Source organism: Chloroflexus sp., from assembly GCF_034435895.1.
In the GTDB taxonomy this organism is placed as follows: domain Bacteria; phylum Chloroflexota; class Chloroflexia; order Chloroflexales; family Chloroflexaceae; genus Chloroflexus.
Window position 1 is genome coordinate 23,837 of the sequence record NZ_DAOTWH010000164.1, and the last position, 14,116, is coordinate 37,952.

A 14,116-nucleotide genomic window follows, 5' to 3' on the forward strand; every position below is an offset into this window, starting at 1 on the left:
AGGCAACCGTACGGCTCGCAGAGCATCCGATTACTCAGCAGTAATCTGGCGCTTGTTTGTTCGTCTCCCCGACCCCATCATCCTTACCTTCTTTTTCGATGGCGGTCGTTTCTCCGAACTTACGCTTCATCTCTCTAGACTTACCCACACATAACTCTTTACATTAGAGATGAAGCGCTTGCTTTCCGGTTGCACCTAAGTGGTTGGTTCCTCCTTCCGGTTTCTGATATTCTCTCGAGGCTACGGCCTTATCATAGCACCCTGAAGGTCAAAAATCAAGTACTTAATCGTAACTTAACGATGATAAAACACAATTCTTTGTACTATCAGCCATCGGAAGGTTAAAAAGCTATTAAATATTCGTCAGGCACAACTACAGGAGTGTAAAGTGTTTTTTGTTTACACCGGCATATCAGCCGCGATCCGGGCCGCTACTGCTTGCCCTGAAAGCAAGACCAACGGGATACCGCCGCCGGGATGGGTGCCGCCACCGACGAAATACAGGCCGCGCACCCGGCGCGCGCGCAGGGGCGGACGGGCAAAAGCGGCAAACGGGGAATTGGAGCTGATGCCATAGATAGCGCCAAAAGCGGCATTGTAGCGCTGCGCCAGATCGCGCGGCGTCCAATGATGGGTGTAGCGAATGGCATGCCGCAAACCGCGCAAGCCCATCGTCTCAAGTTTGGCGATGATGTGATCGCGGTAAGCCGGCAGCACGGCTTCCCAGTCGATCCGGCCATCATCAGCCGGCGCATTCACCAGCACAAACAGATTCATGTGACCGGGTGGGGCATGCGCCGGGTCGGAGCGGCACGTCGCAGCGATATACACCGTCGGATCGAGGGCGGGACGACGCTCGCGCACGATCGCCTGAAACTCAGCCGGATAGTCGCCGCCAAAGAAGATGTTGTGGTGGGCTAACTGCGGAAAATCGCCCTCAACGCCGAGAAAGAGCACCACCCCGCTGTATGACGGTTCAATCCGGGCGAGGCGCGCCGCCTCGCGCTGGCCGCCGGGGATCAGCCGCTCGTAAGCGTATTGCGGATCGGCGTTCACCACCACTGCCGCAGCCGGCAGGACCGTGTCATCGGCCAGTCGCACCCCGCGCGCACTGCCGCGCTCAACGATGATCTCGACCACCGGCGCGCTCGTGCGCAGCTCAACCCCCAGCTCTGCAGCCAAACGGGCCAGCGCCACGGCCAATTGGTACATCCCGCCGCGCACATACCAACCGCCTTCCGCTAGCTCGATATAGGCAATCAGGTTAAACGTGGCGGGTGACAGGTACGGCGATGAGCCGTTGTAGGTCGCATAGCGATTAAAGAGCTGGCGCAGGTGAGAGCTGCGGAAGAACGCGCGCACCGCCGCATCAACGCTGCGGAACGAATCGATGCGCAGGGCATGGCGCGCCATCGTTGGCGTGATCAATTCGCGCAGGCCATCGAACGGGCGCAGCAGAAAGGGGCCGGCCACTGCATCGTAGATACGGGCAGTATGGGCCATAAAGCGAAAGAAGTTGGGCACATCAGCCGGGCTAATGCGCTCGATCTCTTGGATCAACTGGGGCAGTCGCTGCCACGCATCAAAGCGCGCGCCATCGAGCCAGAAATAGCGGCAGGTCGGCTCCACTTGCTCAAGGCAGAGATAGTCATCCATCCGGCGGTTGGCGGCGGCGAACAGCTCGCGGATCACCCATGGCATCGTCAACAACGACGGGCCGGTATCGAAGGTATACCCCTCGGCCTGATGGAGGTTCAGCTTGCCGCCGACACGTTCGTTCTTTTCACAAAGGATAACGCGCCGGCCTTGGGCAGCCAGCCGGATCGCCGCCGCCAAGCCGCCCAAGCCGCCGCCAACAATGATTATCGGAAGTTGGGTTGGATGCGCCATAACGTGACACAAGATAAAACGCAAAGACTCCAAGACGCAAGCAATTGCCGGGTGCTGATCGCAAGCCACCCGGCCAACCCGCTGCGCCTACGCGTCTTTGCGTGACGTTCACCGACTAAAACCGGCCCCGCTGGCCCGGAATCTGCGCGCCGAAGATGCTCGGCGGCAGTTTGAAGCCGTGCTGTTCGAGGCGAGGGGTAAATTTGGGCCGCACCCCGGTCGGGCGCAATTCAGTGATCAATTTACCCTCGCCAGTCTTGCCGAGGATTTCGAGCTTAAAGATATCTTGCAGCACGACGGTATCGCCCTCCATGCCCTGCACTTCGGTAATGTAGGCGACTTTACGCGAACCGTCTTCGAGGCGGCTCTGCTGCACAATCAGGTCGATCGCCGACGCAATCTGCTCGCGGATCACCTTCAGCGGCATATCCATGCCAGCCATCAAAGACATTGTCTCCATACGAGCGATCGCCTCGCGCGGCGCATTGGCGTGGAGCGTAGTCAGCGAGCCATCGTGACCGGTATTCATCGCCTGCAACATATCGAGCGTCTCACCGCCGCGACACTCGCCGATCACGATCCGCTCAGGGCGCATACGCAGCGAGTTAATCACCAAATCGCGGATCGACACCCGGCCAGTGCCATCAATCTCCGGCGGTTTCGCTTCGAGGCGGACAACGTGTTCTTGGGCCAATTGCAATTCGGCGCTATCTTCAATCGTCACAATCCGTTCATCTTCAGGGATGAAGTTCGAGAGCACGTTGAGCAAGGTCGTCTTACCAGAGCCGGTGCCGCCGGCGACCACAATATTCAAACGCGAGACGACGCAGGCCCGCAGGAACTCGGCCATCTCTGGCGTCATCGAACCAAAGCGGATCAGATCTTCGACCTTAAGCTTATTCTTAGAAAACTTGCGGATCGTAATCGTAGAGCCATCAATCGCACAGGGCGGAATGATCGCATTAACGCGCGAACCGTCGGGCAAGCGAGCGTCAACCATCGGCCACTTGCGGTCGATACGGCGGCCCAACGGGCGAATAATGCGATCAATAATCTTCATCACGTGCTCATCAGAAGCAAAGCGGACATCGGTCAGCTTGAGCTTGCCTTTTTGCTCGATGTAGACTTTGTAGGGGCCATTGACCATGATTTCCGAGATGCTATCATCATCGAGCAACGGCTGGATCGGCCCAAAGCCAAACAGCTCATCGCACACCATGGCGAAGAGCTTCTTGACATCTTGATCAGGCAAATTCACGTTTGCCTGCTGATAGACGCGGGCAAAACGCTCTTGCAATAGCCGTTCGGTCTCAGGAGAGCGTTTCAGTTCGGTCTGATTGCCTAACGAAGCCTGAATTCGGTCTACAATCCAGAGCGACAGATCGAGCATGCGCTTCTGGTCATTCGCCGGTGTTGCATCTTGCACCGCCGGGCGCGCCGGCGCAGCCGGAGCAGCTGCCGGGGGCGGCGGAGGAGGAGGCGCCGGAGCGACAGTCGCTGCCGGAGCCGGCGGGGGAGGGGTGGCAACAACCGGCGCAGGCTCGGGCTGAGCAGGATTACCGGTGAGACGTTTGAGCAGCGACATAGTGATTCAACCTCCTTAGCCGAGCTTGACGAAATACGCTTCGCAGGCGCGATCGATCAACTCGCGAGACATCGCCGGCGGAATACCACGGTATTTCGATTCATCCAATATCTGATCGCACAAATCACGCGGATGGCACGAGCGCAGCTCGCGTCCAACTTTCATATAGTGTTCTTGGATGAGGTAGCGCAAACCATCATCGCTATACGGGATGCGTTTTTGTTTGCACACGAGCTGGAAGATCGCCCGAAACTCGGTTGGCGATGGATTGGGCACCTCGATCTTATGGCGAATGCGGCGCAAGAACGCATCGTCAACCAAATCTTTGGGGTTGAGATTGGTGGAAAAGACGATCAGCACATCAAACGGCACTTGAATCTTCTTGCCAGTTTGCAAGGCAAGGAAGTCAACCTTCTTTTCGAGCGGCACAATCCAGCGGTTGAGCAGATCTTGCGGGCGGCACTTCTGGCGGCCAAAGTCATCGATCAAGAAGAGGCCGCCATTGGCCTTCATCTGGAACGGCGCTTCGTAGACCTTTGAAATCGGGTCGAAGATCAGCTCAAGCTGTTCGAGTTCAAGCTCGCCGCCCACCATCACCCGCGGTCGTTTGCAGACCACCCACCGCGCATCGGGATAGGTCGTCGTCGGCGCTGCCACCGGCCCGCCAAACGGTGATGGCGGCGGCAGTTCGGCATGGCTGACTTCGTTAACCTGCACAACCTGATGGTTGAGCGGATCGAAGACCTTGATAATCTGGCCATCAATTTCAACCGCGTAGGGAATAATCACCAACCCGCCGAGCAGATTTGCAATCCCCTCGGCAATGGTAGTTTTCCCATTGCCGGGAGGGCCGTACAGGAAGAGCGAGCGGGCGGAATTTGCGGCTGGACCAATCTTATCGAGCATCTTCTCGCTGACGACCAGATGGCTAAACGCCTTGCGAATCGTCGCCTGATCGATCACCAGTTCGCCGATGCTCTGGCGGAGGGTGATATCAACATACTGCTGCAACGGCACCGGGGCCGGGCCGGCGTACTGGTTCCGATCGATCACTTCGTGAACCTTATTACGGCCCTTGCCAGTGATGACGTATTGAAACGAACGCTCGCTAAAACCGCCTTCAGCGCCAATGATATCGACATATTCTTCCAACTTGAGAAACTCAAGCACCTTATCAATCACGCCGAGAAAGGGCAGCTTAATCGTCTCTTCGAGCTTCTGGCCGGTGATGGCGCCGGAAAAATAGATCACCTTCAGCACATGATCGGTTAGAAAACCCAGTGACAGACCCGTCTCAGCGATGGTGGCCGGCTGTGGCGGTATCTCAGGCATCCGTTGCGAAGGCGCGCTCGCTGGAGTGGCCGCCGGATTCACTTCGTGCAGACGGAAGCTCATAACCTACCCTTTCTGCCATAGTGCCGGAAAAGCAGGGCGCGGCAGCGGTCTCCCAACGCATACCGGTGAGACGCACACCTGCTAGAGTGTAGTATAGCTATCCACGAGGCGGAGCGCAAGGGGAAGCCGGCGTCAGGATCGGTGCTGACGCCGGCGCAGAGGTCACTCTTCGAGATGATCATCTTCGTCGGCGATATCTTGATCGATCTCATCGAGACCAATCTCTTCATCTTCATCGCCGCCGATAAAGTCCTCATCAAGCGTTTCGGTCTCTTCAACCAACTCTTCTTCGTCGAGCACATCCTCATAATCATCGAAGCGGATCGAGGAGAGGACGGTAGCGCCTTCACCGAGCTTACCGGGGAAAGAAACGCGCCCACGCTGGCTGGGGTCTTGATAAATTTCGCGGATCAGAATCCGCACATTACGCGAATCAGACTGCACGACCGCAGCGAGATAGCGATTGCCGCCATTCATCAGCTCAACGAGGCGATGGCTGAGTTTCGGCTCAATCCGGCCAATCCAATTGTCATCCAGATCGACGACATAGACCATCTTGCCCTCAACGCGCAATTCCACCTTTTCGCCAGTAATGAGGGCATCGACGGCGGGGCCGCGCTGCACATCAACCAGCGAGGTCAGGGCAGTGCGACCGGTTTCAGTAATAAACATGCGCATATCGACCTGTTGGCGGGTCGAGCGGGTCACCGGCGCTTCAGTGATACCACGCGCCAGCAGCGCCTCGAGGCGAGCAACATTCTTACGCGCAATCGGATTGGAGGCATTCAGGCGCAGGGCATTCTGATAGGCGCGGTGGCTATCGGTATACTTACCCAGCTCAAACAGCGCCTTCCCCAACCGATTATACGTCTCGGCATCTTCGCTCACGCGCAACAGCTGCTGGTTCAACTCAACCGCCTCTTGCCAGCGATTCAAGGCAGCCAATTCAATCGCCTTTTCTTGCAGGCGGCGGCGAATCCGCATCTTTTCATCTTGCTTTGACAAGGTCGTTCTCCTTGGGTTAGGCACTGAACCTATTGATCGAGTTGCGGTACACCCTGCAACGACCATGGACTGGTCACAGTAATATGCACCGGCACCAATTGGCCGGTCAGATCGGCAGGATGGCTAAAGAAGACCAGCCGGTTGCCGGGAGTACGGCCACGCCACTTGCCTTTGCTCTCGCCTTCGACCAAGACCTCAACCGTCTGGCCGAGGAAGCGAGCCATCCGTTCGGTGGCAATCTGTTCTTGCAACTGCTCGAGCCGGCGGCGGCGTTCTTCCTTCACCTCTGGCGGCACGGCGAGCGCCGGATCCTGTTCCTGTTCGGCAGCACGGGTGCCGGGACGCGCCGAGAAGGCGGCAATATGCACCTTATCAAAACCAATCTCGGCGCAGAGTTCCATCGTTTGGCGAAAATCGTCTTCGGTCTCGCCGGGATGGCCAACGATTATATCGGTGGTCAACGAGATATGGGGAATAGCGGCACGGATTTTAGCAATCAACGCCTTGTAGCGCGCAACGGTATAGCCGCGCCGCATCAACTTCAGCACGCGGTCGGAGCCGGCCTGCACCGGCAAATTGATTTCAGGCTGGCAGCGCGGCAAGCGAGCGACAGTTTCGATCAAGCGATCGGTCATCCACGCCGGATGCGAGGTAAGGAAACGGAGCCGGAGCAAACCGGGGATGGGATCGACCGCCTCGAGCAGATCAGCCAGCTCAGGCCGGCTAGGGAGGTCATGGCCCCACGAATCGACAATCTGGCCAAGGAGGGTAATCTCCTTGGCGCCGCGCGCAACGATCCGGCGCACTTCCTCGACAATCTCGGCCAAGGGGCGCGAACGCTCGCGGCCCCGGCGGAGCGGAATGACGCAATACGAGCAGGTCATATTGCAGCCATATTGGATCGGGACATGCACCGAAACCGGCGGATGGCGCCAATCGCGCACCGGCAAGGCCGGCTCATCGAGGGTATAGACTGGGTTGGGAGCAAGGGCGACCACCTCATCAACGGCGGAAGGCGAGACGAAATGATCGACCATCGGCAACTGCTCGGCGAAGATCGAGCGGTTATTGGGGCCGACCATGCAACCCCAGAGCACCACCTTGGTATCAGGATGGGCCCGTTTCACCCGCACCAGCTCGCCGAGCTTGCCCAGAATCCGCTCCTCGGCAGACGCGCGCACGCTGCACGAATTGAGCACGATAAAGCTTGCCTCTTCGGGGCGGGCAGCCGGGCTATAGCCCACCCCTTGTAAGGCAGCTTCCAACCGTTCGGAGTCAGAGATATTCATCTGGCACCCCACCGTCCAGACGTAATAGCGCCGCTCGCGCGGCGTCTGATCACGATCGGGACGGGGACGCTGATCGAAAAAGATCACATCCTGCATGGAACCTTTACCAGACGATGACCGGCAAACCGCACTCCATACTTTGGCGCGCCGCTTCGCGGAGCGACTCAAGGCAGCGGAAGGCATCGGAGCGCGGCGAGACGCCGGCTTTGATCAACTGCGGCGCCAACTCAGACAACTCGCGCAGCAACTGCACCGACGAGCCGAAGAAGGCTTGATCTTCTTCACCCTCATCATCTTCAAACGGCAGATAGATTGGATCAGCGAAATCAACCGGCAGGTAATAGCTATTGATCCCCTGCAAGTTGATCAGATGGCGATACCGGCTGGGGACCAACTCGTCCCAGACATCGGTCACGGCGCGATCGAGATCCTCTTCAAGAACGGGGCCATCGGCGATAATCGGGGCCAAATCATTGCCCCGCTCGAGATGGGCCGCCATGCGGGCCAACTGGTAGAGCGCACCCATCGTCTCGATCGAGCCTTCCCACACCTCGACGCCGGGTTGGCTGAGCAAATCGATATCAATACCGTACTCGCGCAGTTGATCCTGCACGGCAGCAACACTTTCGTACTGTTCTTCGTACTCGGCACGATCCTCATCGGGCCGCACCATAATCAATGACGCAACCGCCAGATCGAGTTCGGCGGGAGCATGAGCAGACATAGGGTTTCTCCTCACTGAGCGCACATCGCGCAACTTTTAGTATACCATATTATCATTGTATCACTGCGTGAACCGCCCTCTCGATCCCGCATCGCAGCACGGCGCAGCCAGCCGCATGAATTGTATCATCCTAGTCTTTGGCGCAGCATCGCTGCGCGATGGTAATGGACAATGAGGATCCGGCTGCTATACTATAAGCAATAGGCGCAACCGAATCGACGCGAGAGCAACGATGGCGATTGAATCGCACCATGCTCAGGCTCACCCCCGCCAAAACACCGCCAATACCCGCGATAACCGCAAGCAAGGTTGGATGGAGCGCATGCTTTTTGCAACGCTGAGCGCCATCGTCTTTGTACAAAGCTATTTAGGATTCCTGCTATGGAGCCAACCTACAGCCCATGAATGGCTGCTTGGTGAATGGTTCATCAACTACCAAGGCGGCTTTGTCCGGCGCGGGTTGATTGGTGAGATTTTATGGCAGATTTCACATTGGCTAGCACTTGACATTATTAAGCTTACCATCATTACGCAGATCACAACTATTATCATATTTGTAGTACTAGTTTATCTACTCATTCATCAAACAGATGCTTCACCATCCACGGTCATACTATTATTTTCTCCAGCTTTTCTCCTCTTTATGATCTTTACTTGGCCGCACCTCGGCGTGCGCAAAGAAGTCTTGTTTGGAATTCTCTTGTGCTTGCAACTGCTAGTTTTACGCAAATCAACCTTATCCTCAATAATATTACCTCTACTGACCGGTATTGGCGCAGTATTGGTTATCCTATCACATGAAATGCTCGTTTTATATCTCCCTTACTTGCTGATGGCCACCGTTAGCCACGAACAAGGATTTGGCCGGCTCTCGCGAATGACAAGCTTAGCATTGCTACCAGCCATTATCATTGCCGGCATGATCATACGCGCGCCGCAAGCCGATCCTGCCACCATCAACGCCATCTGCGCATCGCTCCAAACGGCAATGCCACGAGATTGCACCGAACCGAATGCACTTGGATCAATCACATTTCTCGGCGCAACCACCCAACAGGGTATGCAATTTACCCGATCGTACACTACTGCCGAGACGACAACCGTCTATCTGGTCACCGGCTTGCTTAGCGCAGTCCCCATTATCGTAACGATTACTACCTATCGATTATGGCAATACTTGTCACGCAACGCGCTAGCGTTCATCGGCGGTTTATGGGGATTATCACTGATCGCAACCGCGCCGTTGTTTATCGTTGCAGCAGACTATGGCAGATTTATTAACATTCATGTGACTTGCACAACCCTCATACTAGCGCAATTGATATACAAGCAGTGCGCCACATTTCCTCCTGCGCTCAGAAACAACACCGCGCTATGGATTGGAAGCATGCTGTTCATTGTCAGTTGGCAATTACCAATGTGGCTTATGTTTGCGACCTACGAGCGAGCCTTCCCATGGCTAGCATTGTTTGGTTGGAACAACTAAAAGGCGGTTGCACCAATGCAACCGCCTGCGCCAACACTCGGCTCTAGGATAGACGATCAATACCGCTCAAACACCGGCTCAACCACATCGATCGCACGATCAAACTCCTCATCGGTCTCGGGCTCAGGTTCGCCAACTGCGCGCGCCAGCATCCCCCCACGAACAATCTCAACTGTCACCCGCGGCATCTCGTCGGCAATCGCCTTGACGGCGGCCAACACTGGGCGAGTGGTAACGCCAGCCAGCATAGCGGGAACCCCGATCTCGATCAGGTCCTCACCGTCTTCATTCCGAATAATCAGCCGCTGCGCGCCCGGCTCATTAATCAGCTCGCGCACGCGAGCGAGCAAGCGCCAGCCATGAACGAGCTCAATCGCGATGTCCATGGTCCCCTCCTGCGCCGTGCTGGCGCTCTGTCTGAAATATACTCCGCTATAGTACAGTGTAATTGCAGGCCGTCGCTTTGCGTGAAATGAACTCTTCACCGACGGTACAGACATTTTAATTATCAAATTTCGATATTTTTAGCATAACTTTTATGAATACCACCAGATTGTTAGCTGATATAGTTTCAGACTAAACAATACCCCATCTTACCAATGGCTTTCTGCTCATAGCTGCAGGCTAGCATCAAAACAGGCAGCCATCCTCATCTTGATGCGCCTCAGCGCACAAAACGTTTGACACTCAGGGCAGCGACAGCGTATAATAGGAGAGGATTCGTTGCCCTGTAAGCAGAGGAGCCGGCAAGCAGCATGACACCCTCTGTTCGCACCCGAAACATTACTGTTGCGCTCGTTTCAACCCTGCTCATAGTGCTCCTTGCCCTTCAGCAGTTTTCAGTTGTGGCTGCGCCGGTAGTACCGGTCAATGTCATTTGGAGTCCGATCGCCATAACATCTTCAGGCCAACCCGGCCCAAGCGTGATACAGGTTACGGCAACCTTACAAAATCAGGGGCCGGCTGATACATTTACGATTTCGGCTAGCCAGCCAACCGGCTGGCCAGCCGTCACCATTATTCCCACCGCGTCAGTCACTCTCGATACAAACGCTTCACAGACATTTACGTTTTTGTATAGCATTCCCGTGACGGCAACTGTGGGAACTTTCCTCATTACTATCAATGCTGTACGCGCTAGTGCTGCTGTACGCGCTAGTGCGCCAACCAATCCTGTAACGCTTCCCATTACGGTAAATGTAATTATTCCCACTAATACACCCACACCAACTCCTACTCCTATCCCAACAATAACGCCAACACCCATTTGTTTCGATGGTTTTGAACCAGACAACTTCCCGGCGCAGGCTAAACGGATCGATGTGCAGATCCCGCAAGAGCACGTCATCTGCCCGACCGGCGATGAGGATTGGCTCTATTTTGGCGGGGTGGAAGGCAAAGTATATACCATTGATGTGCCGGTGATGAAACCGGGAATTGATCTGTCATTGGAATTGCTCGACAGCAATCTCAACCGGGTGGCGTTCAACGACGATTTCTTCAATCGCGATCCGGCCAACCCCAACCCCGGCGACACCCGGCCGCGCATTACTGTGCGCATTCCGGCTGACGGAATCTATTACATCCGGGTCCGTGACACCGCCGGACGCGGCGGGACCGATTACACCTACGTGATCGCATTGCTCGATGAAAGCTATGGCCCCACGCCAGCACCGGTCGAGGCGGTCTGTCTTGATATCTTTGAACCGGATGGCTTACCTGAGCAAGCGCGGCTGATCACCTCGAACGAGGTGCAAGAGAACCGTCGTCTCTGCCCGACTGGCGATGCCGATTGGGTGACATTCTTTGCCAAAGCCGGCAAACGCTATGTCATCTATACTGATACCCGACGCTACCGCGGCTCGACTTCCGTCAACGGCGAGACGCAGGCCGGCGCAGATACGGTGCTGGTATTAGCCGATCGCGATGGCGTCAGCATCCTTGATATCAACGATGATATGCTGGGAGGCAATACGCTCGACTCGCAGATTGAGTTTACACCTAAAGTGGACGGGTTCTACTTCGCGCAGATCAAGAACGTCGGTGATATTGGCAACCAATTCATTCGCTACGATTTGGTCTTGCTTCTCTGCTTGCCCGGCCAGACTGATTGCCGGCGACCAGATGCGCCGCTACCCGGTTTGCCGCGAAATCCCGCCACACCGCCAGCAACGTCAACACCGATTAAAGCGCCGATAGTGACGGATCCAACCCAGACACCGGCACCAACCGTAACACCAACGCCTTAGTGATGTAGAGGAATGATGCCGGCGCGCACCTTAGATAGCACCGGGGTCGTCGTTGAACTCATTGACCAGCTTGGCCCCCGGCCAGCAACTTCGGCGGCGGAAGCGATGGCAGCCGCGCAGATCAATGCCCGCCTGCGACAGGCGGGCTTCAGTGTCGCAACCCATTCCTTGCCCGCTGCCGCGCACCCGGGCACCCGGCTCGCACCGGCGGCGATTGGGTTGATGGCGGCGATCGGGTTGGCAGCTTGGCAGCCAGTAGCAGGCATAGCGTTTAGCCTCTGGCTGATGGCGCTGCTGCTGATTGATGGAATGTATGCGCCATTGCCTCCGCTCCGCCAACGAGGGATCAGCCAAAATATCATTGCGGTGCGCCCGATCGAGGTAGCTGACACCCAAACCTCGCCCCAGCCACGCTGGCGGTTGGTGTTGCTGGCGCCGCTGGATACGCCACCGGTTTGGCGCGGCCTCGCGCGCTTGATTGCGCCGACATACGAAGGGTTGCTGGCCCGGCTGGCACTCGGCAGCCTGCCGTTGGCAATCGCTGCCACCCCCACTGTATCAGCACTACGCTGGACATTGGCAATCATCGCCTGCGCCGGTGCATTGTTGTGGCTCTGGGCCACGCGCCGCCAGCTACCGCTCATGCAGCCCGATGGCGGGATCGCAGCCTTGGCGACGCTGATCATTGCCGGCCAGACCATCCCGCGCTTACAGCACGTGGAGGTGTGGGCAGGAGCTGTGGGCGCAGCCTACTGCGACCAAAACGGTCTCAAAGCTTTGATCGCGCGCTACCCCTTCGAGCCGGCCAATACGCTCATCATCGGCTTAGGGCCGCTCGCCTGCGGGCAATTAGCCATTATCAGCCGCAGCGGCGTCTTCCGGCACGAGCCAGCCGATCCGCTGCTGTACCGGCTGGCAATAGACGCCGATCGCGCTGAACCGGTGATTGATTTGGAACCGCACACCCAAGCGGTACGTGACGAACTGCTCTCACCATTGCGGCAGCGCGGATTTCGCACCTTGAGCATTCGCGCGGTAGCGAACGGCGAGAACACCTTCAACCCTTTGTTAGCCGAACGGGCTGCCCGCTTGATTGTAGCCATTGCTTGCGCCCTTGATACTGAAACGAACGATGATTTACCTATTCTACGGGCCAAATGAGCTAGCCCGCAGCGAAGCGGTCGCTGAAATGCGGGCCAGCTTGCCGGCAGCAGTAGCCGATCTGAATATCAGTGTGCTTGATGGGCGCAAACTCACCATCGAGCAATTAGTCGCCGCCTGTGAAGCGCACCCATTTCTGGCCGATCGGCGGCTGGTGATCGTGTACGATGCGCTCAAGCATAGCAAAGCCGGCAAAGCGCGGGAAGAGCTGCGTGACTATTGCGAACGGGCGCCGGCGACATGCGATCTGGTGTTTGTGGAACAAGACGAGGTTGATCGACGGCACCTGCTCTTTACCTACCTGAGCAAACGCGGCGCGGTGCGTGAATTTCCGCTGCTCAGCGGGCCGGAGTTATTACGCTGGATCGAACGGCGGGCGAAATCGCTGCAAGCGACGATCGAGCCTGCCGCCGCACAGCGGTTGGTTGATTTAGCCGGCAATGACAGCCGCGCGCTCGCGAATGAACTGGCCAAACTAGCCACGTATGCGGGGAGGGGCGGCACGATCGATCAAGCAGCGGTTGACCGGCTCGTCACCGACCAACAAGAGCAGAACCTGTTTACCTTCATCGATGACCTGAGCACGCGCCGGCTAGGTGCGGCGCTGCGCGGCGCGCGGGCATTGATCGAAGACGGCCAAGCGCCGCCATACATGTTGTTTATGCTGGCGCGCCAGATCCGGATCCTCTTACACGTGAGGCAACTGGTCGCTCAGCGCCGCCGGCCTGACGACATTGCCAACGAGCTGGGATTGAAGCCGTTTGTCGCTCGTAAAGCCGCTGAACAGGCGCGCAACTTTACGGCGGCTGAATTGGTCACTGCCCACGACCGGCTGCTCGAACTCGACCATGCGATCAAGACGGGAAAAATGCAGGCGGAAACGGCGCTCGAGCTATTTGTGGTCGAGATGTGCCAAGCGCAGCGGAGGCAGGGCTAGCCAAGAAAAGATACGGGTGGGTTTGCAACCCGCCCGTACCATTTGCTCATGCTCTACGGCGCTTGTTTATGCCGCGGGACCGGCCTGCGCGGCCAGCGCCACCTTCTTGGCCTTCTGGGCCAAGCGCGACTTCCGGCGAGCAGCGTTGTTCTTATGAATAATCCCCTTCACTGCGGCCTTATCAAGCGTGCTGTAGGCAAGGCGCAACGCAGCCTCATCGACCACGCCGCTAGCCAAGGCCAGCTCAGCCTTTTTGATCATCGTCTTCACCCGCGAGCGGTACGACTGGTTGCGCAGGTGCTTGCGCGCATCGCTCCGAATGCGCTTCTTTGCCGATTTTGTGTTCGCCAAGGTCAAACTCCTCGGATATAATTGGCGCGTTATGATGACACGTG

12 protein-coding genes are annotated in these 14,116 nt (G+C 57.0%); 4 read left to right on the forward strand and 8 right to left on the reverse strand.

Translation table 11 applies throughout. The features are described from left to right. Positions 1 to 399: 399 nt before the first annotated feature. The 6 genes from U9R81_RS09915 to U9R81_RS09940 all read right to left on the reverse strand — a co-directional run bounded on the left by U9R81_RS09915 (position 400) and on the right by U9R81_RS09940 (position 7,888). Positions 400 to 1,890, reverse strand: coding sequence for a phytoene desaturase family protein (locus U9R81_RS09915; protein WP_322495301.1), 1,491 nt, complete (start codon positions 1,888 to 1,890; stop codon positions 400 to 402). 115 nt (positions 1,891 to 2,005) lie between these two features. Next, entirely contained in the window at positions 2,006 to 3,475 is a 1,470-nt protein-coding gene (locus U9R81_RS09920; protein ID WP_322495302.1) for a CpaF family protein, read from the reverse strand. 15 nt (positions 3,476 to 3,490) lie between these two features. Next, positions 3,491 to 4,870 carry an AAA family ATPase gene (locus tag U9R81_RS09925; protein ID WP_322495303.1) on the reverse strand — a complete coding sequence of 460 codons (1,380 nt, stop codon included), beginning with the start codon at positions 4,868 to 4,870 and terminating at the stop codon, positions 3,491 to 3,493. Between the two features lie 162 nt (positions 4,871 to 5,032). Next, positions 5,033 to 5,854 (reverse strand): tetratricopeptide repeat protein, encoded by an 822-nt coding sequence (locus tag U9R81_RS09930; RefSeq protein WP_322495333.1) that lies wholly within the window; start codon positions 5,852 to 5,854, stop codon positions 5,033 to 5,035. A gap of 50 nt (positions 5,855 to 5,904) precedes the next feature. Then, a complete protein-coding gene (miaB, locus tag U9R81_RS09935; protein ID WP_322495304.1) occupies positions 5,905 to 7,260 on the reverse strand; it encodes a tRNA (N6-isopentenyl adenosine(37)-C2)-methylthiotransferase MiaB in 1,356 nt (451 codons plus the stop codon). A gap of 7 nt (positions 7,261 to 7,267) precedes the next feature. Next, positions 7,268 to 7,888, reverse strand: coding sequence for a hypothetical protein (locus tag U9R81_RS09940; RefSeq protein WP_322495305.1), 621 nt, complete (start codon positions 7,886 to 7,888; stop codon positions 7,268 to 7,270). Between the two features lie 232 nt (positions 7,889 to 8,120). Here U9R81_RS09940 and U9R81_RS09945 point away from each other — a divergent pair, with 232 nt between their 5' ends. Beyond that, complete coding sequence (locus U9R81_RS09945) at positions 8,121 to 9,374, forward strand: hypothetical protein (protein ID WP_322495306.1); 1,254 nt, start codon at positions 8,121 to 8,123, stop codon at positions 9,372 to 9,374. Between the two features lie 56 nt (positions 9,375 to 9,430). Here the strand turns inward: U9R81_RS09945 and U9R81_RS09950 are convergent, their stop codons facing one another. Beyond that, entirely contained in the window at positions 9,431 to 9,760 is a 330-nt protein-coding gene (locus U9R81_RS09950) for a DUF4342 domain-containing protein (RefSeq protein ID WP_322495307.1), read from the reverse strand. Positions 9,761 to 10,129: 369 nt separating this feature from the next. Between U9R81_RS09950 and U9R81_RS09955 the strand changes: the two genes are divergently transcribed. Genes U9R81_RS09955 through holA form a run of 3 tightly spaced genes read left to right on the forward strand, consistent with a single transcriptional unit; the run spans position 10,130 to position 13,721 of the window. Beyond that, entirely contained in the window at positions 10,130 to 11,623 is a 1,494-nt protein-coding gene (locus U9R81_RS09955; RefSeq protein WP_322495308.1) for a PPC domain-containing protein, read from the forward strand. Between the two features lie 15 nt (positions 11,624 to 11,638). Further along, positions 11,639 to 12,784: a hypothetical protein gene (locus U9R81_RS09960; RefSeq protein WP_322495309.1), complete on the forward strand. Its 1,146-nt coding sequence runs from the start codon at positions 11,639 to 11,641 to the stop codon at positions 12,782 to 12,784. Continuing rightward, a complete protein-coding gene (holA, locus tag U9R81_RS09965; protein ID WP_322495310.1) occupies positions 12,756 to 13,721 on the forward strand; it encodes a DNA polymerase III subunit delta in 966 nt (321 codons plus the stop codon). The genes U9R81_RS09960 and holA overlap by 29 nt, the downstream gene beginning before the upstream one ends. A gap of 66 nt (positions 13,722 to 13,787) precedes the next feature. Here holA and rpsT read toward each other — a convergent pair whose 3' ends face one another. Further along, positions 13,788 to 14,072: a 30S ribosomal protein S20 gene (rpsT, locus tag U9R81_RS09970; RefSeq protein WP_322495311.1), complete on the reverse strand. Its 285-nt coding sequence runs from the start codon at positions 14,070 to 14,072 to the stop codon at positions 13,788 to 13,790. Positions 14,073 to 14,116: the final 44 nt, after the last annotated feature.

What these genes read in the sequence shown, in the direction of transcription:
- U9R81_RS09915 (WP_322495301.1), bottom strand. Translation starts at nt 1,890, where the DNA reads ATGGCGCATCCAACCCAACTTCCGATAATCATTGTTGGCGGCGGCTTG.
- U9R81_RS09920 (WP_322495302.1), bottom strand. Translation starts at nt 3,475, where the DNA reads ATGTCGCTGCTCAAACGTCTCACCGGTAATCCTGCTCAGCCCGAGCCT.
- U9R81_RS09925 (WP_322495303.1), bottom strand. Translation starts at nt 4,870, where the DNA reads ATGAGCTTCCGTCTGCACGAAGTGAATCCGGCGGCCACTCCAGCGAGC.
- U9R81_RS09930 (WP_322495333.1), bottom strand. Translation starts at nt 5,854, where the DNA reads ATGCGGATTCGCCGCCGCCTGCAAGAAAAGGCGATTGAATTGGCTGCC.
- miaB (WP_322495304.1), bottom strand. Translation starts at nt 7,260, where the DNA reads ATGCAGGATGTGATCTTTTTCGATCAGCGTCCCCGTCCCGATCGTGAT.
- U9R81_RS09940 (WP_322495305.1), bottom strand. Translation starts at nt 7,888, where the DNA reads ATGTCTGCTCATGCTCCCGCCGAACTCGATCTGGCGGTTGCGTCATTG.
- U9R81_RS09945 (WP_322495306.1), top strand. Translation starts at nt 8,121, where the DNA reads ATGGCGATTGAATCGCACCATGCTCAGGCTCACCCCCGCCAAAACACC.
- U9R81_RS09950 (WP_322495307.1), bottom strand. Translation starts at nt 9,760, where the DNA reads ATGGACATCGCGATTGAGCTCGTTCATGGCTGGCGCTTGCTCGCTCGC.
- U9R81_RS09955 (WP_322495308.1), top strand. Translation starts at nt 10,130, where the DNA reads ATGACACCCTCTGTTCGCACCCGAAACATTACTGTTGCGCTCGTTTCA.
- U9R81_RS09960 (WP_322495309.1), top strand. Translation starts at nt 11,639, where the DNA reads ATGCCGGCGCGCACCTTAGATAGCACCGGGGTCGTCGTTGAACTCATT.
- holA (WP_322495310.1), top strand. Translation starts at nt 12,756, where the DNA reads ATGATTTACCTATTCTACGGGCCAAATGAGCTAGCCCGCAGCGAAGCG.